The following is a 22,731-nucleotide window of genomic DNA, read 5'->3' as shown; positions in this document are numbered from 1 at the left end:
ACTCTGTTCCATTATCGGCCCACTTAGAGCGGAATGCTTATGCAATCAAACTAATCAATGAAAGTGCAAGACAATGTAATGCTCATGTTCTTAACATAGAAAAGATGCTCTGCACAGAAGGCGCTTGTAAAGGCTCTGAAAACGGGGGCCGCTTTACTTTGACGATAATCATTTAAGCGAATTTGGTAATAAGTATCTTACCCCGATATTTAAGGAGGCAATGATAAAGGTGACTAAACATTGATGCCTATCTGCCAACGCTGCTAGTCAATCAATAATTGATAGAAGTTTAAATGCTTGCCTAATGCATGGGACCCTTCTTTTGAGAGGTGGCCACTATCTCTGTAAAGCCACTTGTTATTGAGTGAAGTGATACATATGTTCTCTTTACATAGGTAGTCGTCAAGCCTAATTACTTTATATTGCGTTTCTAATTCAGACAAAAATTCGTAGGCCTGAACTTTCTTTTTTGCGATCTCTTCAACTTTGTAATCGCAAACAGAAAGAGGTAGGTTTCGGTGACTGGCTTTGGCTAAACACCTGCCCAGGTTACTGCCATCTGAGGGAGGTGGGGCGACAATGATTGGCTTAATGCCTAACCGCTCTATAAACGCTAACGTTGATTGAAATGCTTCTAATGCTTTTTGTTTGTTTGCTCTTACAACGTTACCGTTTTCAAAAAGCAAACTATTGCCTTCATCTAAATATTTTTCGAAGGGTGATGCCATTACTACATGTTTTACTGTTCTGTTGTTCTTTAACCACTCAGCCACTTTTTTGTTAAACGTAATGCAGCTCTGAGCCCATGTTTGCGAGTATTTTGCGTTAAACGGAGCAATGCCTAAAAAAGGACCACATGTAGATTTTGTAAATTGGATCATCCCTATATCTTGAGATGGAAACTGAATAGCACCGGCCAAGTGCATTGCGTACGAATCGCCCCAAAGTACAACAATTGGTTTATTACCTGTTCTACATTTACTTGTTAAAGTAAAAGTACCTTCGCATTCTTCATTTAACCCTGTATTAGGTGCTAGCCGGTTTTTAGCTTCGAAGAACTTTTCGGTGGACTCATTAGGTTTGGTTGTAAAACCGAAGGTTATATGGCCTGCAGTTCCAATCAACAGTAGGAGCGATGTACCAATAACGGCAAACAGAAAAACCTTTTGCCTTTTGACCCTAGCGCGACTCCTAAAAGGTACCTCCACATATTTCCATGTGAGATATGCTAGAACTAAGCTCAACATTGATAGCGCCAGATAGACGTTAATAGATAAACCTTTTAAACTGTAATGTCGCGCAAATGCGAAAAGTGGCTGGTGCCAAAGGTAAGCGCTGTAACTAATAAGTCCAATTCCCACCAGCACGCGAGAACTTAACAGCTTTCCGACTGCGTTCTTGGGTGACGCACACAAAATTATCAAAGCGGTCCCCAGTGTGGGGACAAGGGCGTAAATACCAGGAAACGGCGTGGACTCATTGAAGCCAAAAACGCTAAGTGCTATCAGAAATAACCCAACAATACTAAATAATTGAGCGATTATTGGCTTAATGGTTTTGTTTATGTTTGATGAGTGGTATAGACACACATACGCAATAATGGCACCAATTCCCAGCTCCCATGCCCGTGTTGGTAGAAGAAAAAAGTTCGCACTTGGCGCTTTTTCGGTCAGAATGATACTAGCAAAAAAACTTAGCGCTATTAATGCTAGCAACATGGGCAATAGAAGCACTTGTCTGAACCTACCTAAAGCGGCAAGTAGTAATGGAAAAACGACATAATATTGTTCTTCTACGGCCAGGCTCCATGTGTGCAACATGGGTTTTAGCTCATTCTCAGTGCCCCAGTAGCCAGTTTCCTGCCAAAAAAGAATGTTCGATGAAAATAACGCGATTGACATTAAACTTTGCGAAAAATCTTTAAGGTCTTCAGGAAGGAGTAAGAAGTAAGCAAATGGAAGACTGAGTGCAATCACAAAAAAAATGGCGGGTAAAATACGCCTTGCTCTGCGCTCGTAAAAATTGACTATGCTAAAACAGTTTTTGTCTTTTTCTGAAAGAATGATGGTAGTAATGAGATAGCCGCTAATTACAAAGAAAACATCAACGCCTACAAACCCTCCGCTGAATGTATGTAGTCCAGCGTGAAAAAGAATAACCGGTATTACCGCGATGGCGCGTAAACCATCTATTTCAGCTCGGTACTTCAATTTAATTCCTGTTTTGTTTCTATAAGTAATGATGGACTTTGTATTTTTTATGATCGATGTTCATACAATCTAAATTTCAAGAGTATTCTGAATACCTAACAAGTTTTTTCAAGCTGGTTACTGAAAGAGTTTTTCTGTATGAACACCAGCTAATAACAGCGGCCTTTTTGTTATAAGAGTCATTTTTTTAGACGTTTGAGCAACGAATTTAGATGTCCCCTTGTAGCTTTTCTCTTATCTTTACCAAGGCCGAGTAACTCAAGTATAAAGAAAAACTTAAAGCTAATTCGAGTCTGGCCTTGAAATGATTTGACAAAGCACTGTATTGCTAAGCCTGTGTTCTTCCTGTTCGCATAAGATAAAGCTAAGTTGTGATAGATTATTTGCTTTTTATACTTCACTAATTTTCTCTCGCTTTCACTTAAATATGCCTCTAATGCTTGTAATGATTGCAGATACTTTTTATACATGTTTATTCTTTTGTCGACAATCTCTAGTACATTATTGGACCAAGAACCAACAGCAGCGCACCTGTATACGCTCATTTTTTGAGGTAGATAAAGAATGCCTTCTCGGCCGCATAACACTTCAAGAAAAAAGTCTCCAATCGGTGCCTCAAAAAAGAAATCTGGAAGGTTTTTTACAAACTCGGTTCTCATCATCATTGAAGCTGTTGGTGAGAATTGCCCTGTTGTAGTGAATACATCCTTAAAAGGGATTATGTACTCTTCGGCTTTACGTGAAGGGAACTTATTTACCAACCCCCCACTCTCCTGGTTTATAGAAAATGCGTCATGTATGCTCAGATTAACTTGATTATTTTTTTCAAGTGCTTCGTATTGGCTCTGTAGTTTATTTGGGTCGATCCAGTAGTCGTCGCCTTCACAAAGAGCAACATATCTGCCATTTGCCCTTCTAAATGTAAAACTTGATGGTTTTCTGTTTTTGCTGTATTGGTTCTCGCTCTGCAGTATTGGAAAAACAATATTGGGATATAGACTCTTGTACTTTTGGATGATGTTTGGCGAGTCGTCAGTCGAGGCGTCATCATGAATGATTATCTCAAATGCAAATGTAGTTTCTTGCATTAAAAAGCCAATGATCGCAGTTTCGATGTAAGGCTCATGTTGGAATGAATGGCAAACGATGGAAACTAATGGGTTGTCCTTGTTTTCCCAGCTCGCAATGATTTCGCTTTCTTTACGAAGCTTTACGGTGTTGATGTCTAACAACGTTTTAGTTCCTTATGATAATTGTTGAAACTTTTTCACAAATGACTTCATAGCTTTTAGTCCTAAAAATAAAGTTTAACCCCAAGAACAGTATGAAAAATGTAAAGCCCTTTAAAAAAAATGCTATTAAATACCCCTTGGCAACAAAATCGTTGACAAAAAGCGTGGCAGTTACTCCCACACAGCATACCGCCATTTGAACTATTATGGGTTTAAAAAAGCTTAGGCTTGGCAGCTGGATCTCGCGTGCCGCAAATGTCACATTCAGTGAAATACCAATGATGGTTGTTATGACAAGTCCATATAAATAAGAATTTAAACCGAAGTAAATTGCGTTGATAAAGTTAATTGTGTGCACTGCTTTTTTTATAAGTTCCAGCTTCAAAAATGCTTTTGAGTTTCCTCTACTGCTAAGTATGTTGACCAGCAAAGCGCCCAAAGGGTATCCAAAGCCACTAAGTAGTAAAAGTTTCATGTAATGAACTGTGGGGAGCCACTTCTCTGTAAATAAAAACAAAACTACTTCTTCAGCTAATAAATATAGGCCACCCAACAAAAGAAAAGTAACAAAGCTTAGTACGTGCAGTGCATTCAAAATAACGACCTGAAATCTAGGTAAGTTATTCTTAATTTGACTTAAAACAGGAAACAAAACAGACATTAAGCTTCCGGAAGTGTATTGAATTATTAATGAATTGAATTGCTTAGCGCGCTGAAAATAGCCTAATGTTACTGGGGGAAATATCTTACCAATAATTAAGTAATCAAGGCGACTATAGATAGCATCTAGCAGGCCTGATAAGAACATCCTGAATCCAAAGGTCCAAAGCTCTTTCAGACTTTGAATCGAAAAACTATATGCAGGGCGCCAACGTGAAAATAACCAAAGCAACATACTGTTAAGCAAACTTTGGGAAAGGATTTGAGCAACCAAACTCCAAACCCCAAACTCGTAGGTAGCCATTGCTATGCCCACGAAACCGCTAAAAACTGATGAAATAACACCTGCTTTAGCTATCAAAGCATAATTAAGTTGTTTTCGTAGTCTTGCTATTTGTACACTGCCTAGTGCGTTAAAGATGAAAATAACGCAAACAACTTTAATTAGTGTTAGCAATTGCTCTAAATTATAGAAGGTTGCAATGTTCTCGGCAAATATGAACATTAATAGCGAGAGAAGGCTTGCGACAGATAAATTGAAAAAAAATACTGATGAATAATGCGTCTGGCTGACATCATTTTTCTGTATTAGTGCTCCCCCTAGCCCTATATCAGTGAACACTTGCGCCATGCCCACAACTACCATAATCATTGCTATCAAACCAAAATCACTTGGATCTAATAGACGCGCGAGCACAATAGTAACTATAAAACTCACGCCCTGACTAGAAAGCTTTCCCACTAAGTCCCAAATTAGTGCTCTGAGTCCTTGCTTTTTAAGGTTGCTCAATTTAACTCCTGTGTACCAAACTATGGAAATCCTGACTTAATCTAAAAACATGGAAGTTCTATAGTTGAGCTTCATCAAGACGGCAATATCAGTTAATTTAACGTTTTAGTTAGTCATTGGACGCGCGCAGTAAATTTATGCAACGAAGCTTATAAACGCTTGGGTCGTTGCAAAGCAGTATGCTTTTTTGTAAAGAGTTTTTGTTTTCATTTCCTAATATATTTCTACACATTTAAGCCCTTAAACAACTCTAGATACCCTAGCATTTTGTCTAATGTTTCTTTACTCAACGACCTTTTGTTTGCATTGACTAGCGAAGAACCTTGTGGCAAGTCGCTTTCTGTAATTGGATTCCCCAGTGCGTGGTATTTACTCAGTAAATTGACATATACTTGACGCGGGTTTGATACAAAGTCTTCATATTTAATTTCTAGCTTGTTGGCCAATGGAATATCTTTCAGCCCCATTTCAATAGCTTGATTTGTAAAGTGAACCTGACCTGCGATCTGTTCTTCAGGGGTTTTATTCTTTAGCCAAGCGTATTCTGCCGGTTTTGCTGACCACCACTGGTTGAGGTTTCCCAACTCTTGAACACGGGCTTTGTATATTGATTGCATTACAAACTCATCTTCTCTCTTAACGTAAACAAATACACTATTTGGAAGGTACTGGTGAAAGTATGACAAATTGTACTGAAACATTAGCCCCTTAGCGAGAAACGGCTTCTGAGTTAGCTGGCAAAGAGTTTCTATTTCGTTTGTTAACGAGTTTATATCAACCTGTCGTAAATTTTCTTCGTCTAAGTGTCGTATTTCGATTGTTGGGAAAAATCGCCTAAAGAAATGAAAAAACTCATTTGCATTTAATACACCCGAACTCCTTCCATAGTCTGACTTAAAATCGATAGCTTTGTCTTGTTCAATAAGGCCATGTTTGGAGTTAAATAACACCTCTTGAACAAGCGAACCTACGTATGTCGAGTGGACGAATCTCGTTAGAAAATTGGTGGGATAAGTCCATGTGCCGGTGTTTGCTAGATACTGCAGTAGAGCAGTTGTGCCACTTCGAGGGCAACCGACTATGAAGGTTTTAGGCAAGCACGAGGTGGGAGATTCTTTGTTGATATCAATTTGTACCTTTTCCAGCACCCTGTTTAATTCTGTAATTAGTTCTAGTTCTGTCAATTTCATTTTAGTAATTCACGTACTTTCAGAATAAGGAAGTTTAGCTTAGTCTCATCTAATCTGTGGTCTACAGGTAAAAATAAAGTGTTTGAAAACCATAGGCTTGCCTGAGCCTTGGCGTTCAAGTTGGGCCAATATCTAGGTAAATAGATGTTAGATTTAATGAGCTCTTGGCACATTCTTGTTACGCATTTGTCGATTTTAAGTGGAAAACACAACGGAATTTCGCTTTCTAGTTTGAAAACTGGATTTAAGTTAATATCTTGAAAGGCACATTGTAGTTGATTGAAGTGATGCAACCTTTTCGCCTTAACGCTCTCTAAGTCATAAGATTGAATAAGCCTTTTTGAAACATCAGACATTTTTTTGGGTAAAAAGTCGGTCAAAGAATGTTCAGCTTCAAGAAATTTTTGATAACCCGAATATATTTTTCCAGCGCTCCTCTCTAAAAGGTGACCTACATAATCCGTTGCTTGGAAAGTCTCACTTGGAGTTGTTATATCTGAATCTGTATATAAAAAAGCGCCGTCAGGGATACCTAAAAACTTACGCGGTGAATAAATTGTCGCGGCACATCTTCCAACGGGCTCAAATAGAGCTTGCGAATTATCAACTATTATTTTTTCTGTAGGAATTCCGCTATCTCTCAGAAACCTATTTATGGCCTCTCTACAAATACCAAAATAGTTAACAATTAGCATCATTTCATTAGAACCTACTGAGATGTTAGTAGGGGCGGTAAGCGCTTCATTGATAGCATAGGAATTTACTTTGATTTGTAAATTCTCAAATATTGGGTAAAGACTGTCACAGATGTAATCAGGTAACAGCACTGTTTCAACAGGGGTGTGCTTAAGAAAACAAAATAGAGCTGCTCTTGCTGATTGAAATGAATAAGCTTCTTCGTGTAAGGGGTGATTATAGAAAGGTAATTCAAGTTCTCCATAACCACCTATGCCATTTGCGAACTGAGTCATTCAGGAAATCCGGTACCTATCTAATAATCTGAGAATATCTTTTTTTGAATTCCACATCAGGACGTCTATTATTGAAAGATGGCTAACGAAATCATGAGTGCCTTGAGGATAGCTAAATTCCTCCATGGCTAAGAACTGCAAATCTATGTTACGACGCTTAAATTCATTTTTACTGTATAAAGCTCTGCCATTTTCCATATTGCAGTATGTACCAGCACCAAAAAAATCACACATGGAATAGAGTTTTTCGGCAGCGTTTACGTGTTTATTGTAATCCAATTCGCTAGATAAACAGCAGTCTAATTCTATGCCAAGATAGTCAAACACGCTTGTTACTGAGGCCATGCATAGTCTTGCAACATGGGTTTCTTGAGAGTTAAATACATTGTCCAAAATTGGCATAACCTCTGAGAAGAGGGGAGCTTTGCTGTAATTTTGCTCAATGGTCTTAATTATTTTCTTGCGATTAGTTACAAAGTGTAAATCTTTAATTTTACTATTGCTCGACGCTTTCTCTACGGGGATAGTAAATAGCTGTTTCTTATTATTGGCTAGTATGTTGTTTCGATTAATGTATCCACCTTTTATAAAATTGACATCATCGTAGAAAACAAATTTATCGCAATGTTTCGTGAGTTGGTAATATCCCAAGTAAGGAAAAAGGTAGGGTTGCATAACTGCTAGTATCATAAAGCTATCAACATCTCTAAACTAAAAGCGGGTTTGTATGTAATCATCGTTCCAGCGGCCTATATGGTCCCTGACCGTTTAATAGCTTCAATTACACTGCTGATGTTTTTTTTAGTCATGTGAAAATGTAAGGGTAAACAAAGAATACCATTTACAACTTCATCTGAATTCTCGGTGCCGTGATTTTTGCAATTAGAAAAAACAGAATCCAAGGAAGGTGAAAAATACGCTCTGCTTTGAATACCTTCCTCTGCTAATTTGCTAATTAGCTGCTTGGCTTTCTTGCGATTTTCTAGTTTCACAGGCATGTAAGCGCCGTTAAAGTTAGCATTAGAATGCCATGTTGGTAATTCCATCAAGTCTTTCAAGCCAAAGGAGTATAGCTGAAAAAGCTCGGCCCTATGCTCCAAAACATTGTCCATTTTATCTAAGTTTACTAAACCTACAGCGGCTTGGTATTCACTTAGCTTTCCATTAATGCCAGTCTCTACTATACCGTTGCTTGGGTCTATACCAAAATTGATCATGTGTTTAGCTTTTTCATAGCTCTCTTTACTTTTGAAGACTATCGCTCCCCCTTCAACTGTATGAAAAACTTTTGTTGCGTGAAAACTCAAAGTACTAGCATCTCCGAAACTTAACACTGATTTGTTTCCAACGTTAACGCCGAAAGTGTGGGCTGCGTCGTAGATGACTTTTACATTTTTTTCTTTGCTGAGAGAGTCAAAATTTTCCACATCGCATGGGTTACCATAGACGTGGGTCGCTAAAACAGCATTTATGCTCTCATCTTGAACGATTGCCGAACGAGCAGAATTTGGACACAAGTTATAGCTTTTGCGATCGATATCGGCAAAGGAGAGTGTGTCTTTTTGCCATTGAAATGCACTTGTCGTAGCTACAAAGCTGAAAGGTGTAGTGATTAGGTTATCTACTCCAAGAGCCCTTCCAGCTAATTGTAATGCGATTGTACCATTCGCGACTAAAAGTAAATTTTCAACACCAAGGTAGTCTTGCAATCTTTCTGTCAGCTCATCATGCAGAGGGCCGAAATTAGTAAACCAACCCCTTTCATTTATTGTTTCTAAATATTGATTCAATCTTTTCAAGTCAGGCTTGAGGGGGCTATTCAGTGCAATCATTTAATCTACTAAGCTCGTTAAGTTCTCGTCAATCCAATACCGCTTATCATCGTCTATTCTGCCTGTTTTACGATCAGTATTACAACACTTTTCAAGTTCAAGACTTTCAACCCTTTTAAATACTAAATAAAAACTCAAAAATGAAGTGCGATTCATTTGAACAAGATTTAACGTCTTGTATTTTCAGCTCTATTGATAGAAGTTGTGGCAAGACCATACTACCTAATTCGTAAAGTCTAAGGCTTATGTTGTGACAGAATATCATTGCAAAGCCACAACAACATTTCATCCTGTAGCTTTTTGATTTTTGTGTATTGCTTTAGACCCATACTTTCGTGTGATCCCAAGCGTTCTATACCTTCAGCAATAGATTCAACACTGAAAGGGTTGACATAAATAGCAGCAGACCCACAAACTTCAGGTACAGAACAAATGTCACTTGCAATTACGGGGGTTTCATATTTCATTGCCTCCAATGGAGGGTAACCAAAACCCTCATTCAGGGTCGGGTATATAAGTGCTTTTGCGAATTTTAAATGGCACTCTAAGTCATGCCTCGAAACGTACCCCTTGACAATAAAGCGTTCATCAAGTTTAAGCATATTGGGCAGGGGCTTTGCGCCTAAGACAATGACTTTGGTCTTGCTATCAGGATGTTTTTTAAAGAATTTTTGAACTGCAAGGATGCCTCGTCTGGAGTTTTTAATCCAACGGTTAGCATTGATTATTAAAAAATAATCCTCCGGAATAGGGGGAGTAAGTTCGCTTTCAAAGTGCTTTTCCATAAGGGGGCTGTATGCCACTCTTATTTTTTTTGAATTTGCATCAGGCAGGTGTTTCAAAAGGCTAGACTTTGTATGATTCGATACGACCCAGATGCTACTGTTGGAGATATTAATTAGACTATTAAAGTTATCTATATGTTTTTTTACAGTAAAGGACCGTAACAACACTCCTCGAACCCACCGTTTGAATTGAGTGAAGCTATTTAAATAAAACTTTTGTTGTGAGTCAGACGGTTGTTCTATCGGACGTAGCCCATGAATAGTTTGTACAAACCGCGTAGCTTTAAAATCAAGATCTCTTGGCATAGAGTAAGGGAGCGCTGAATACAATACATTATATTTCCCCATGTCTAATATCTTTTGAAGTTCAGAGAGCTTGTTTATTTCATGCCTCTTAATCTTTGCATTTTCTAGGGTTTCTATGATCTCATTAGGTAGCCTTTTATTTTTAAAATAATAGACCTCAATAACATCTGAATTTTTTTTAAGTTCAAGAAGTTTATGGAATACCACTTCAGCGTAGATGCCCCCGCCATGAACAGACCCTTGGTCGTCTGGTTGTGTTGCGGCTAGATCAAAAAGTATACTATTCACATTAAAAAGTCTTTTTAAGTAGTGTTTCTAGGTTATTTACACTTCTTTCTATTGAAAATTGGTGTACAACATTTTCACGGGCGTTGGTTGTAAAGTTTGTACGTGTTTTTTGCGATTGCAGCAGGGTTGCTAGCCATTTGTTCAGTTGAACATCGGAATTAGTACTAACTAAAAAGCCATTATACCCATGCTCAATAATCTCTGAACAGCCAAATGGACAATCCGTTGCAATAGTAGGCAAACCTAATGCTTGCGCTTCTAAAAGCGCATTACTCATCCCTTCATAATCGCTACACAATACAAACACAGTCGCATGTTTTAATCGAGCATGAGGGTTCTCGACAAAGCCTGGCAATAAAACATCATCAGATGTTTGTTTCTCCTTTATTTGGTTCTCTAATTCACCTCTAAGGCTACCTTCTCCCATTATGACTAATAGCGGGCGATTTGAAGAGTCTAATCGGCTATGGGCTTCAATAAGCAGATCAAAGCGTTTTTGAGGCTCTAAACGTCCCACAGCCATGATGATCTGTCTATTGTTGTCTATCGCAGCCTGTATTTTAGGTTCCAAAACAACATGCTCATTAGCTTTATTGTTTATCGTTTCAGCATCTACCGCGTTTAATAACACGTCGGTTTTATTTGCACAGAATGGGTATTTTTCTACAAATGTATCCTTCAACCCATTAGCAACACAAATGATTTTATCGGCCTTTCTATAGCTCATAGCGGCCCATCTGCCATAAAGGCCAAGCTCTTGCTTCGTAGGGTCGTTAGCAATCCTCGCAATCCATTTGGGCTTGTGTTTAGTCCACCTTAAAGTTTCTGAAGTAAAAATGTTCGGAACAGACCATGCGCTTAAAACCACATCTGGTTTCTCGCTATCTATCCACTTTTTAAAACGCCAAACGGCTTTTAAATTGTCAATAGGTTTGTATTTGCCGAGTATTTTTACCTTTACGTCTTTCGGTATTGCATATTGTCGATCATCACGATACAGCGCAACTAGCACCTCAAATTGTGACTTGTCTAGGTTTATCGCAGCATTGGCGACGAATCGTTCTGCTCCGCCAGTTCCTAAACTACCTACCAAAAACATTACTTTAATTCTCTTGTTTTCCATGCTTTTCTTCAACTCGAAACAAGGTTTACGTATTGCTGAACCATCTTGTCCAAGTCCAGGTATTCCAGAGCAAAGGCGCGGCAATTTTGTTCCAGCATATTTGTAAAACTAGCATCGTTAGCAAGTTTGTTTATTGCAGTAGCGTAAGACAGTGGGTTGTCTGTTTCACAAGGTATGCCAGATACATTTTCTTTTACAATTTCAGGAAGAGAAGATGCTGAGCTGGATATCACTGGCGTACCACAGGAAATTGACTCCATTACGGCTCTTGGCAAGCCTTCAAGGCGCGAGGGTAAAATAGTTGCGTCGGCTTTCTGATATTCTCGTTTAACTTGGTCTAACGTTAGGCGACCTAAGCAATGTGCTCTTGAGTGTGAAATCGTTTTGCTAGGGTCTCTATCTGCAGTGTAGTAAAGGTGCACATTTTCTGAAGTCCCATCAAGAATTGCTGGAAGCATGTCGCAGCCTTTTCTTTTCGAAATATTGCCTACATACAAAAGCCTAAATTCTGTAGCATTTTTGGTTTCTTTTGCAGCTGGAGCGAAAAATTGTGTGTTTACGGCGTTTAATATAACGTTTGGTTTAATATCTGGGAAGTAGCTTGTTAGCGCGTCAGCCGAGTTTTGGCTAAGCGCTATGTTTACATCTGATTCAGTATAACTTTTATAGAGCCAACGCTTTAACAATGTGTTGTGAAATATCTTCTGAGCGTGAGATTTATACTTGCTGTACTCTGGGTCTAGAACGAAGAGACGCTCGACGGTAAGTAAAGGAATACCAGCTCTTTTAAATGCAAAGGCGTTCCATGAATTCCCGATAACACAGTCAGTGTTTGCTGGAGCCGCCTTACCTTTTAGTAAGTGAGGGCAGTATTGGTAAAAGTAAGGGTAACTTGTCACCTCAGCTTCATGACCAAGCCTTTTCAAACAATCAGCTAATTGGTGAATGGACACATCGCTTCCACTATTGCCAATAGTATGAGGTAACCAAAATTTCATCTTCGTCCTTCTATATATTGCAAAAACTTGCTAACTGTTGCCGTCACCAAAAAATTGTTTCGAGAAAAAGTCTCTGCTTGTTCTATCCAATGCCGATCTTCATGTTCTAGTGCTAGTTTAATTTTTTTTGAGAGGTCTAGGGCATCACCTGGCTCCGCTAACCATCCGGTTTTTCCATCTATAACGGCGTCTGGTATGCCTCCACTATTGGTTCCCACGACCTTGCAACCAGCAAGCATGGCCTCTGCAAATGTGAGCCCTTGCGCCTCCACTCCACCTGATGACGAACGTTTCGACGGGCCCACAAAAACATCAGCAGCAGCATAGTATCTATAGATATCTTTGCTCTCTACCCAACCAACAAAATTCACGCTTTCGTTAATACCTAGCCGTACTGCTTGTTGCTTAAAAATATTCTCTTCGTGGCCTATGCCAACTAACACTAGAGCGAGGTCAAGACCTTCACCAATCAGTATTTTTGTAGCTTCAAGTAGCTCTGAAACTCCCTTTTCTTCATTCAATCTCCCAACGAAAAGAAGTAATTTCTTACCACTTTTGTTTTCACCTATGAGCGAGGTGCGCAACTTAATTACGTCTTCAACTTTAAAAGGTGGGACAGGCAATATGCCGGTTGGCAATGGCATTAGTTTGTGTGAGTTCTTTTGGGAGATTTCTTGTGTTTTTGCTCTTGTGACAGAGCTATTTACCGTTACTATGTCTGCGCACTGCAAAGTGAACGCTTTGAACTTTCTCAATAACTTACTATCAAGTGCCATCACATCACTACCGTGAATGGTGGCCACATGCTTTGTTCTCGTTACCTTACTTACGAGCGCACAAGCGAAACCTTGTGGAATAAGCCAGTGCGAGTTAATCCAATCAGGCTTCCATGATAATGTTTGTAGTAGCGTAAAAAACAGTTCACAAACCACTAAAATAGGTAACTTAAGCTTATTAACCCAGCTTTTCTTTAAATTCCCGAGCGCGCCACCTTGGTAACATACTGTTTGACCAGATTCAGGCAGCCAATACCGAAAACGGCGAATTTCCACACCGTCCATAATATCTTTGCGTTTAGCTCCTTCAAAGTGCGGCGCTAACACCCTTACTTTTACCCCTTGGTTTACCAATTCACGGGCAAAGTTATGAACGAACGGCGTAGTGCTATCGCCAGGCCACCTTGGGTAGTTAGAGGTAACGATTAAAATTTTCATTAGGGCTTAGAATTGCGCTCAATATCACGTTCTTGCTTGTCATCGAGCATTTGTAGCTCCATCCGCCGCACTTTTTCTAGCATTTGCTCTATAAGCTGGCGGTTAAAGTTAATAAGGTCAGCTAATATAGCAATCAAAAATGTAATTATGCCCAATAAGGTAAGTATTCCACCCAATATCAAAGACTGAATGTGGCCATTGCCGTCACCCATCATGTAAAAAATAAGAAAGCGTATAATGGGTATAATGCCAATTAAGGTAATTATTGCGCCAATTAGCACAAAAACTCTTAACGGTTGATACATAGTGTACATGCGTACTATGGTGGTCAATTGGCGTTCTATAAATTTAGGAATGCTGGTAAAAAGGCGAGACTCTCTGGTTTTTGCATTGGTCTCTACGGGAACATGGGTAACAGCCATGTGCTTTTTACCTGATTGAATGAGCGCTTCAATGGTATAGCTAAAAGGGCTTATGATATTAAGCTGCAGTGCTGCTTCTCTGCTGTAGGCACGAAAACCGCTTACCGCATCGGGTACTTCAACGCCCGACACCTTCTTTACCACATAGCTGCCCACTTTCTGTAACAACTTTTTAAGCGGCGAGAAGTGTTGAATATCTTGCGTGTTTCTGTCACCTACTACTACGTCGGCTTTGCCTTCAAGTACCGGAACAACAAGCTTAGCGATATCCCAGCCTGCATACTGATTATCACCGTCAGTATTGACAATAATGTCAGCGCCACGTTTCAAACATTCGTCTATGCCTTTGCGGAAGGTGCGTGCAAGCCCTCTGTTATTTTTATTTTTTATTATATGGTGCACACCAAGCGATTTCGCTACCTCAACGGTATTATCGGTAGAACCGTCATCAATTATCATGTATTCGATAACGTCAATACCATCAATATGTTCCGGTAAGTCCTTCACGGTTTGGGGTAACGTATGTTCTTCGTTGTAGCAAGGTATTTGAATAATTAATTTCATAATTTCCACTTAGCTAAGCATTGCTTTTATTTTCAGCCAATAAGTTCGTATGAACCACTTTATGCTAAATCGGCAGGCCAGTGCTTTACTGGCGTATACTGCGGCGTCTTTTGTTCTATTAGTTGAAAGTAATTCGTGCGTAATGTGTTGAAAAATAAAGCCTAGGCTCGCGCGGCAATAACTGCGCACGGCTTTGCGTTTCGATAATAGGGTACCTTTTTGATAGACCGTGACCTGGTATAGCCGTTTTTCCAGCATATTTACCATAGTGGTCATGTTTTCTTTTTTGCTGGTATCGGGGATAAGGTGCAGTGCAATGTAGCTAGGGTTATAAAGTAAAGTTTGTGCACTATCTAGAGTACGAAGATACAGATCGCGGTCACACTCCCAGCGAATATTTTCGTCCATTCCCTTTATTTCAAGGTATAACTCTCGCCTTACTATAGAACAATTCAAGTGTGCAAAGCCATGGCTGCGCAAGAGCTCTTCAATGCTTAATTTAATGCTCCCTTGAGAGTCAGTGGGCTTATTGATAAGTTGCTCAGGTAGGTCATCTAACCAAATGGGGCCTTCTTTTACTACCCCATCAACATATACGGCTTTTTGGTTTGTATAGTAAGCGTCAACTTCTTTTACGCTTTCACTTATGCTTGTGTGGGCGCGGGTAAGGTGCTCTTTATCTATCCATTCATCATCATCATCTAAAAAACACAGATATTTGCCTTTCCCCACTAACGCGCCAGTATTCATGGAATAGCTTTGACCATGGCCATTAGGGCGTTTTACTTGATAGCGAAACTTTACGTTAGATGGTGTGTTTTTTTCTAGCTGCTTGTATTCCTCAAGTGAAGGCGCATCAGACCCGTCGTTAACTACAATTACTTCGAAGTTGGTAAAGCTCTGCGCAAGCACAGAATCTAGCGCCTTTTTAAATAGCTTAACCCTATTTCGTGTAGGTATTATAACGCTGAAAAACAGCTCGTCTTCTACGCTAGTCATGTTGTACCTGAGGGTGTTCCTTCACAGTTATAAATTCGCCGTTCATTGAAGTTTTAAACCAGTTTACGAATTTAAATGTTTTTTCATTAAATTCTTCTAGCTGTTTGGTACTTGTTACATACGGCGTTAGTCCACGTTTAACACTCGGAGAGTGAAAAGACAATATAAAACATTGCTGGCCTAAAGCATATTGATATCTGGTGACATTTTGCATATCGCTCAATGAAAAACCTTCTGGCGATAATCGGTGTAATCTTGCTCTTGTCAGCTTTTTAAAAAGCCGCATTGTTAACGCAGATGATGAATAAGCTGAAGGAGATGAATTAAATACTTTACGGACAAAACTAAATGGTGAGACAACCGCGCTAGTATGCGGCCAATGAAGCAAACCGTCTTTTAAAGTGGTGTTGTTATTGTATTTACGAAAATCTGGGCCGTGCTGATGCCTAAAGTCAGCGAACGGGCTAATGCTAACGTCCACGGCATACCCAAGTTGTTTAAGTATTTTGTCTGTATTTTTACCTATACCGTATCGGCCTGCTAGGTAAGTTAATGGCGAGGAATTTGTTTCTGTTTTGATTTTTTCAGTTAAAGAGCTAAGTTTTGCGAATTCTTGCTCATAGGGCAGGTTGCCAGGGTATGACAGTGGCTCTTGAATGGTGTCTTTTTCTCCTGCCCCCCAAGGAGGATTCACCCAAGGATGTAAATGAGCTGCAAATTCAATGCTTTTAAATGTTTTTTCATCTTGCTTTATTTTAGTTATGCACGCTTTGCCCTGTTTACTGTTCACAAAGGCATAGTCCATAGCAAGGGTGCTTTTTGCGCCATGCTCTGAAAGGCGCTTAACAAAATCAAACAACTCGTTACCATGGGTAACCGCAGTTGAATTAACATTGAAGTCGGCATTCCAGTCAAACTCTTCTTCCGTGTGAATGACTATTGCTAATTTGGGAGGGCATACTTTGCCAACGTTCACGTTAGTTTAATTCCGTATATCTAAATGAACTGTAATCGTATCTATTCTTTAAATAGTAGTAAAGCGTTCGGACTCCAGAGTACTGTATATTTTGGAGCGATGAGCCAGGATATCGTTCTACTGGGCAAAAACCTCTTTTAGCTTATTTATCAATCTGTTTTCAAATGACTTTTTTGTTTCTAAGTAACGCGTTCTATTTCGAGAGCCCATGGTTTCTAAAACATGATAGTCAGCGGCAAGAATGCGTTCTATTGTATTCTCTATATCGTTTACAGAGCATCTATTTAAGCTGCTCATGTAGCGTGAAGCGCGCTCAGAAACGTTGAATAAAAAAGGTTCGTCACCAAACTCATTCATAGGTGCAGCATCGGTGACGGCTATGACGGAACCTGTCGATAATGCCTCATTAATACTGTGACCAAATCCTTCTGCTTCAGAGGGGCAAAGGTGTATTCCACACCTGTTCATTAACAAGGTTAGCTCTTTTTGTGGTAAAAATTCGCTGATTACTTTTACGTTGTTTCCCGAGAAAGACGCGTGCTCAGGCTGTCTGCTTACAACAAAAAGCTGTGGCCATTGTGGGTTTTTATGCCACGCTTTAAGCAATGGTAAGGTGCCTTTTTGCTCGCTTTTTCCAGCGACGTGCAAAAACATACTAAAATCTTTGCGTGCAGCTGGAGAAAAATAATCAATTGAGGTGAAGCCAGTAAATTCACAATGAGGCCAGCGCTTCTGAAGTTGCTCAACAGCATAATGGGTTTTACAAAATATATGTATTTTTTCAGTTATTGCGGCTTGCGTGCCACTTCTTAGCCATTCTTGGTTGGGAAAAAGCGCATTATAGGCGGAATAAAAAGCAACTTCCTTATACACTTCTTCTATGTGAAAGGTCATTTGTTTTTTTTGCAACACTAAGGTGCTAAGTAACTTTTCAAGCAATATCAAACCATTCATAAGCTTATGCTTGGTTCCATCAAACTCGCGAATTTTTATATTCGGAAAATGCGCATTAACAATGTTTGCAATTATTTTAGCGTCCTGCTTAAGTCCAGTTGAAGACCCGAATGCGAGGTTTATCTGCCAGCGCGCCATCCAATATCCCCATTTAATTCCATTCTAATATGCTCAATGAGTAGACACTAAACTATCACGCGTAGAATCGTGTTTGTTCGTTCTAATTAACCCACATTTTATGATCTGTGCAATAAGTGCATCTACAGCATTGTCGATATTTTCATAGCATACACGTAGCGCTTCTTCGCTTTCATCATAGGGATCGGCTATTTCTCGTAGAGGTCCTTTCGGTTTAGGAACGAAATGAGCAAGGTTAATCGCATTGTAATTTTCATAATAACTTTCAAGTAAATAGCGGTGTTTTAGGTCAAAATAAACAATCAGCTGCCCCCGCGATTTTATCATTGCTTGTGATAGCCATACCGAGCGGTGATAACTAAGGTCAATACCCCACCTTTGAGCTTGAACAATACAGCGCTCAGGCGAACTTCTTCCTGAATTTTGGTGAAAACCTGCACCCTTAACTTCGATATTGATATTGTGTTTTTCAAGTGCCCTTTTAATAAGCGCAACGGCAAATGGGGAACGCATAATGTTCCCGTAGCAGATTACGAGTATTTCGTCTAACGGGGCACATGATAGTGTTTTACAACCTACAGAGGTTAACCCCCCAACTTTATTGAAAGTAACTAGTTGGTGTAATTTGTCGCCAAATAATTGCTTTAATTCAACGTAGAAAGGCGCTTTATCCTTCCAGTGGAAAGAATCTATAGTGTCGTTACCGGTTAATAAGCGTAAGAAACTTGTTAGACGTGGTAGCGTATTGAAAAGTGCTTTTATATTGCCCATTGTTTGACGCTTTGCGTCGAAACTGGCTTTCATATCGTAAAAATCAGACGTCAGGCTTCTAGCATGGGCTTTTAAATTATAGGTCAGTTTGTATGGCCTTTGATCTGTTAAAAGATGTATGGCAAGCAACTTGGGGAAGTCAACACCTGCGAAAATAGCAAGGGGTAAGCTGCCCCAAAAACGGGCATTTATTTCAATTAAGATCCAGCGGTGGGTGGCGTCGTTGTATTTGAATTCAAACATTCCAACGCCAGTGTAGTTCAAGTTTACGCATATCTTTTGACAAGCATCTAGCATATCTGGAGATAAGGGCCATGCTTTGCGGTAAGAGCTACCGCCACCTTTTTCAGGCTCCGAGACCCTTCTATGCGCAAAGGCGGCGCGAATTTTTCCTTTGGATGAAAAAACCGACACCCCCATACCAGTACCATCAAAATACTCTTCTATCAAACACTGGGAGTTGGATTGTTTAAATGTCTCAATATCTTCTGCTGACCAAGCAATCATTACGCTATTTCTATGATTAAGCTGCTCGCTTTCATATGACATTGATGGCTTTAGGACTACTGGGAGGCCAAACTCGTCAATCAGTTTCTTAGGCGAAGTATCGTTAAGGTCAATGCGTTCACCCCGTGCGACGCTAATACCAAGCTGTTGTGCAAGCTGTTTAGTTTGCTCTTTGTCAAATAAGGGGCCCAATATGTCGCGTTCAGGTATGGCAAAAATAGTATCTGAAAGCGTTGTCTCTTTAATATCAAGGAGTGGGTATAGAGAGCGTTCATCACAAGGAATAACTAAATCATAGTTTCCACTATCGATTATTCTAGATAATGTCGTTTGCCAATCGTTTTGTGAGTATGCTTGATAATTAAGCTTGAAAATCTTGTTTATCCACTTTGATGACAGGGTAGGGGTAGTGTTTATAAGTGTGACAACATCAACTACCATACCCGCTTCACCTAGAGAGCGAATAACAGAAAGAAAGCTTCTGGTGTCTTCACCTAAAACAAGCACGCGCTTTCGAGCAAGTAAACGAATCACCTTATTTTTCCTTTGTCAAATGGAGCGCAAAGGAATGCAGACTTTCAAAAATATGCCACTGACTGGGCACGTTATTTTCATCGAATTCATGTCCTGTCTTTACCAATATGTGCTTTTGGATACCTGCTGCCTGCGCAGCTTCTAAGTCGCTGAATTTATCGCCCACCATAATGCTATTTGCAACATCTACGCCGTGCTTTTCTATCAAAGATAAAAGCATACCAGGTTCAGGCTTTCTGCATTTGCAGTGTCTTTTATATTTTCCAATTGCGTCGGTGGGATGATGAGGGCAAAAAGCATAGTCATCGAGATCGGCACCATTTTTTTGAAGTTCGATTTTTAGCCAATGCATCAATTTGTTCAAATCAGCTTCGGTATAATACCCCCGCCCAATTCCAGCTTGGTTCGTTACTATAAGAATTTTATAGCCTGCTTCGCGAAGCATTTTTATGGCAATTATACAGTTGTGAGTGAAGGTAAAGTCTTCTATTCTATGTAAATAGTTTACTTCTTTATTTATCACGCCATCTCTATCCAAAAATATGGCTTTATGTTTACGTTCCATCATGGTGCCTTGCCAGAAGCCTTGTTTTTAAATCGCTAGTTGCTTTTTTTAGAAGAAGTTGCTCTTGATGTGCAAAAACAGGAAGCGCCGTAGTCACATACAAAGCAGCAAGATAACTCATTACACCAGCGAAAACACAGGCTACGGCTCGAGTAAATGTTTCATCTATTGCTGATTTCACTATGAATACGCAAACTGCCATAAAAGAAGCACACAGCGCCGCTCCACTAAACATTCTAACTAAACGCAGTGCGTTTAATTTTAAACTAAAGTAGAGCCAAAGTATGCTGGAACTGAACATGAAAATACTTAATATCGCCCTAAACACTGATAGTGAGCTTGGAGACGTTAACAACTGATAAGTAAATAATAAGAAAAGCAAAGTTGTCAGTAGGGTAAGTAGGTCATAAGCAAAAACATGTTTTACCATTCCCTTCGATACTAACGCATCGCTAGCAAAGTCTCCGGCAGTGGCACTTAATATGAGTATTGCCAAATTGGCTAATACTGGCGCGTATTTTACCCATTGCTCCCCAAGTAAAATTAGCGTCACGTCTTCAGCGATCAAATATAGGCCGACGGCCATAGGAGAGCATAAAAGCAGCATAGCGAGGCACGTAGCATAAATTCGCTCAAAACTTGTTTTCGCTCTGTTATCTTGCGACATAAAAGAGAAGAAAACTTGGAGTAAAGGACCTACTATTTCTCTAGAGGGAAGCATAGCTACGTCTTTTATCGTATTGTAGCCTCCCACATTAGATAAGTTAAACATGCCTGCAGCAAACCAGACATCAAACTTGGCACGTACGTGCGCAACAGCATTTCTTAACAATAACCATTTTCCAAATAACCATAGTTTGCCAAATTGTTCGAAGCTGAATACTGTGCGCTCGGAAAGCAAAAAATAACTCATTAGAGATTGCGATATGGCATTTATTAACATGCCGACAACTAATGCCCAGTAACTTTCAAAATACCAAGCAATAGCTATTGAGGTAACGCTGCCTAGTATTTGTCCAAATGCAGCAAGCTTAACGAAACGGTGAAATGCCATACTCCGTTTTAGATGAATGATATACCCGTTGCCTAGCGCATTTATCAGAGGGAGAAAGCTCATCACTATCATAGCTATAAGGTACGTTTCACGCTCAAAAAACGCTAATATTACTGGGGATGAAATAACGAGCGCAAAAGTCAAAGAGGCTTTTACCAGTAAATTCAGTGTCCAGCATGAATTTAAGTCTGCTCGCGTAACATGTGGTTGTTGAATGTAATATTGTTCAACGCCGATGTCTGTCAGCACACTAGCGAGTTGCACAACAAGCAGTAATATGGCGAATGCGCCAAAGTCTTCAGGGCTGAGGAGCCTTGCAAGGGCGAAAACAGAAGCAAACCCCAAAAAGCGGTTAAACCAAGCCACAGCTAACACCCACGATGAGCTTCTTATTAGTAAACTACTCTCGCTCATTAAGAAATGTACCCGAAGGACTCCAGTATAATTTTGCTTCATTTACCCAATGTTTTAGAAGAAGCAATGGGCGTTTTCTTTGAAAACTAGTAATGACTAGGTGTTCACGGTGGTTACATAGAGACGCTTTGTACTGACCTCTGCCACCCATAAAGTCATATGTTTTGCGCTCTTCTCTAGCATACATTGATATAGCCTGAGCATGAGCTACTAAACCAGGCTTTATCCTATTATCGCGCTCGTACTTTATACCTGATAGGTAAAAGTACACATAATCATCGTGTACAAAATTATAAAGATAACAAATGGGCTCTTCACCAACCAGTAGGCAAATAATATCAATGCAACCGCTGTAGAAATTACGTTTTATCAACTCGTTGTGAAACTCAAGGAAGAAAGGATTATTAAAGCCGCTTTTTGTTCCACACCAACGCTGGCGATGTAACTCCCCTGCATGCTCTAACATAGAGCAAGCTTCTTTTAATGAGTTGGCACGTTTGAGAGACACAACGCCACGCTGTTGTAGTAGCTTTAAAGAGCGACGGATTTGATGTCTTGTGTTTTTGGATAGTGTAGCTAGATAGTTGTCAAGATTGTAAAATTCGGGCGTTAATTGAGTCGAGTAGCTTTCAGTTTCCCAAATAGTGCGAGGAAATAAAGACGAGGGGCAGGGAGTTTCAGAAATTTCTTCTCTACTCACTCCTAGAACGAATTCGTCCATTTCTGGAAGTTTTTTGGTTAAATGCTCGAGTACAGCAGTTCGAACTGCCCATTCTCTGCCTCTGGGGCACAATATATCATTATATTCAGACCAAATCTGATCCTTAGTACGTTCTCCGGTTCTGTTGATCCATAACTGATTTGTAGAATAAACAGTGCGTTGCTCTTTATGCTGATTAAAAAAAGCTAAACCAACAAGTTCTTCTTTATCGAAAACAGTAATCACGTTTGACTTGTAATTAATCATTTTCAACCAGCAACCAATCCATCGCCAACTGGTAAAAAAACTTTTACTGGAAAGTTTTTCTAGCCGATTCCATTCCACTGCTATTGCCGGTAATTGATCTTTTTCTAGTTTATTTGTTTTTACAACAAGAGCGTTCATCAAATGTGCAGTCTTTTGCTTAACAGTTCCATTTGGTCGTCAGTAAAGTTTAGAGATATTAGCGACATTAGGCAATGACAGTCGCTAGTAAATTTACGCTTTCTGTTAGATGGATGCATGATTGAAATC

The 22,731-nt window shown here is 39.7% G+C and carries 19 protein-coding genes; all 19 read right to left on the bottom strand.

The genetic code is table 11. The features are described 5' to 3' along the window. Positions 1-263: 263 nt before the first annotated feature. Complete coding sequence (locus tag MHM87_RS04800; RefSeq protein ID WP_239257904.1) at positions 264-2,210, bottom strand: acyltransferase family protein; 1,947 nt, start codon at positions 2,208-2,210, stop codon at positions 264-266. 179 nt (positions 2,211-2,389) lie between these two features. Beyond that, the gene (locus MHM87_RS04795) at positions 2,390-3,442 is read right to left on the bottom strand and encodes a glycosyltransferase (RefSeq protein WP_239257903.1); all 1,053 of its coding nucleotides are present in this window, start codon (positions 3,440-3,442) and stop codon (positions 2,390-2,392) included. 4 nt (positions 3,443-3,446) lie between these two features. After that, on the bottom strand, positions 3,447-4,892 hold the full coding sequence (locus tag MHM87_RS04790; protein WP_239257902.1) for a lipopolysaccharide biosynthesis protein: 1,446 nt from the start codon (positions 4,890-4,892) through the stop codon (positions 3,447-3,449). 224 nt (positions 4,893-5,116) lie between these two features. Beyond that, the gene (locus tag MHM87_RS04785; RefSeq protein ID WP_239257901.1) at positions 5,117-6,082 is read right to left on the bottom strand and encodes a sulfotransferase; all 966 of its coding nucleotides are present in this window, start codon (positions 6,080-6,082) and stop codon (positions 5,117-5,119) included. Continuing rightward, a complete protein-coding gene (locus MHM87_RS04780) occupies positions 6,079-7,053 on the bottom strand; it encodes a hypothetical protein (protein ID WP_239257900.1) in 975 nt (324 codons plus the stop codon). The genes MHM87_RS04785 and MHM87_RS04780 overlap by 4 nt, the downstream gene beginning before the upstream one ends. Further along, a complete protein-coding gene (locus MHM87_RS04775; protein ID WP_239257899.1) occupies positions 7,054-7,743 on the bottom strand; it encodes a WbqC family protein in 690 nt (229 codons plus the stop codon). A 59-nt stretch (positions 7,744-7,802) separates the two neighbouring features. Continuing rightward, positions 7,803-8,885, bottom strand: a complete 1,083-nt coding sequence (locus tag MHM87_RS04770) for a DegT/DnrJ/EryC1/StrS family aminotransferase (RefSeq protein WP_239257898.1) — start codon at positions 8,883-8,885, stop codon at positions 7,803-7,805. A gap of 236 nt (positions 8,886-9,121) precedes the next feature. Beyond that, on the bottom strand, positions 9,122-10,264 hold the full coding sequence (locus tag MHM87_RS19960) for a glycosyltransferase (protein WP_239257897.1): 1,143 nt from the start codon (positions 10,262-10,264) through the stop codon (positions 9,122-9,124). Position 10,265: 1 nt separating this feature from the next. After that, entirely contained in the window at positions 10,266-11,399 is a 1,134-nt protein-coding gene (locus tag MHM87_RS04760) for a glycosyltransferase (RefSeq protein WP_239257896.1), read from the bottom strand. Continuing rightward, on the bottom strand, positions 11,396-12,385 hold the full coding sequence (locus MHM87_RS04755) for a glycosyltransferase family 4 protein (protein ID WP_239257895.1): 990 nt from the start codon (positions 12,383-12,385) through the stop codon (positions 11,396-11,398). The genes MHM87_RS04760 and MHM87_RS04755 overlap by 4 nt, the downstream gene beginning before the upstream one ends. After that, positions 12,382-13,599: a glycosyltransferase gene (locus tag MHM87_RS04750; RefSeq protein WP_239257894.1), complete on the bottom strand. Its 1,218-nt coding sequence runs from the start codon at positions 13,597-13,599 to the stop codon at positions 12,382-12,384. Before MHM87_RS04750 ends, MHM87_RS04755 begins: the two co-directional genes overlap by 4 nt. Then, the gene (locus tag MHM87_RS04745; RefSeq protein ID WP_239257893.1) at positions 13,599-14,585 is read right to left on the bottom strand and encodes a glycosyltransferase family 2 protein; all 987 of its coding nucleotides are present in this window, start codon (positions 14,583-14,585) and stop codon (positions 13,599-13,601) included. Before MHM87_RS04745 ends, MHM87_RS04750 begins: the two co-directional genes overlap by 1 nt. Positions 14,586-14,594: 9 nt before the next feature. Next, positions 14,595-15,584 (bottom strand): glycosyltransferase family 2 protein, encoded by a 990-nt coding sequence (locus tag MHM87_RS04740; RefSeq protein WP_239257892.1) that lies wholly within the window; start codon positions 15,582-15,584, stop codon positions 14,595-14,597. Continuing rightward, positions 15,577-16,389 (bottom strand): hypothetical protein, encoded by an 813-nt coding sequence (locus MHM87_RS04735; RefSeq protein WP_239257891.1) that lies wholly within the window; start codon positions 16,387-16,389, stop codon positions 15,577-15,579. Before MHM87_RS04735 ends, MHM87_RS04740 begins: the two co-directional genes overlap by 8 nt. 288 nt (positions 16,390-16,677) lie before the next feature. After that, positions 16,678-17,652 (bottom strand): hypothetical protein, encoded by a 975-nt coding sequence (locus tag MHM87_RS04730; protein ID WP_239257890.1) that lies wholly within the window; start codon positions 17,650-17,652, stop codon positions 16,678-16,680. 33 nt (positions 17,653-17,685) lie between these two features. After that, positions 17,686-19,464, bottom strand: a complete 1,779-nt coding sequence (locus tag MHM87_RS04725) for an ATP-grasp domain-containing protein (RefSeq protein ID WP_239257889.1) — start codon at positions 19,462-19,464, stop codon at positions 17,686-17,688. A gap of 1 nt (position 19,465) precedes the next feature. Continuing rightward, positions 19,466-20,032 carry a D-glycero-beta-D-manno-heptose 1,7-bisphosphate 7-phosphatase gene (gmhB, locus tag MHM87_RS04720; protein ID WP_239257888.1) on the bottom strand — a complete coding sequence of 189 codons (567 nt, stop codon included), beginning with the start codon at positions 20,030-20,032 and terminating at the stop codon, positions 19,466-19,468. Next, entirely contained in the window at positions 20,019-21,497 is a 1,479-nt protein-coding gene (locus MHM87_RS04715) for an oligosaccharide flippase family protein (RefSeq protein WP_275443156.1), read from the bottom strand. The genes gmhB and MHM87_RS04715 overlap by 14 nt, the downstream gene beginning before the upstream one ends. Further along, positions 21,484-22,602 (bottom strand): GNAT family N-acetyltransferase, encoded by a 1,119-nt coding sequence (locus tag MHM87_RS04710; RefSeq protein ID WP_239257990.1) that lies wholly within the window; start codon positions 22,600-22,602, stop codon positions 21,484-21,486. Before MHM87_RS04710 ends, MHM87_RS04715 begins: the two co-directional genes overlap by 14 nt. Positions 22,603-22,731 lie beyond the last annotated feature (129 nt).

Origin of the sequence: Alteromonas sp. Cnat3-28 (assembly GCF_022348265.1) — a bacterium.
GTDB lineage: Bacteria > Pseudomonadota > Gammaproteobacteria > Enterobacterales > Alteromonadaceae > Alteromonas > Alteromonas macleodii.
The sequence above is the reverse complement of the archived record's forward strand: the minus strand, read 5'-3'. Positions and strand labels throughout refer to the sequence as shown.

Coding starts and splice junctions, on each gene's coding strand:
- MHM87_RS04785 (WP_239257901.1), bottom strand. CDS start 6,082: ATGAAATTGACAGAACTAGAACTAATTACAGAATTAAACAGGGTGCTG.
- MHM87_RS04780 (WP_239257900.1), bottom strand. CDS start 7,053: ATGACTCAGTTCGCAAATGGCATAGGTGGTTATGGAGAACTTGAATTA.
- MHM87_RS04775 (WP_239257899.1), bottom strand. CDS start 7,743: ATGATACTAGCAGTTATGCAACCCTACCTTTTTCCTTACTTGGGATAT.
- MHM87_RS04770 (WP_239257898.1), bottom strand. CDS start 8,885: ATGATTGCACTGAATAGCCCCCTCAAGCCTGACTTGAAAAGATTGAAT.
- MHM87_RS04755 (WP_239257895.1), bottom strand. CDS start 12,385: ATGAAATTTTGGTTACCTCATACTATTGGCAATAGTGGAAGCGATGTG.
- MHM87_RS04750 (WP_239257894.1), bottom strand. CDS start 13,599: ATGAAAATTTTAATCGTTACCTCTAACTACCCAAGGTGGCCTGGCGAT.
- MHM87_RS04745 (WP_239257893.1), bottom strand. CDS start 14,585: ATGAAATTAATTATTCAAATACCTTGCTACAACGAAGAACATACGTTA.
- MHM87_RS04740 (WP_239257892.1), bottom strand. CDS start 15,584: ATGACTAGCGTAGAAGACGAGCTGTTTTTCAGCGTTATAATACCTACA.
- MHM87_RS04735 (WP_239257891.1), bottom strand. CDS start 16,389: ATGGACTATGCCTTTGTGAACAGTAAACAGGGCAAAGCGTGCATAACT.
- MHM87_RS04730 (WP_239257890.1), bottom strand. CDS start 17,652: ATGGCGCGCTGGCAGATAAACCTCGCATTCGGGTCTTCAACTGGACTT.
- gmhB (WP_239257888.1), bottom strand. CDS start 20,032: ATGATGGAACGTAAACATAAAGCCATATTTTTGGATAGAGATGGCGTG.
- MHM87_RS04715 (WP_275443156.1), bottom strand. CDS start 21,497: ATGAGCGAGAGTAGTTTACTAATAAGAAGCTCATCGTGGGTGTTAGCT.
- MHM87_RS04710 (WP_239257990.1), bottom strand. CDS start 22,602: ATGAACGCTCTTGTTGTAAAAACAAATAAACTAGAAAAAGATCAATTA.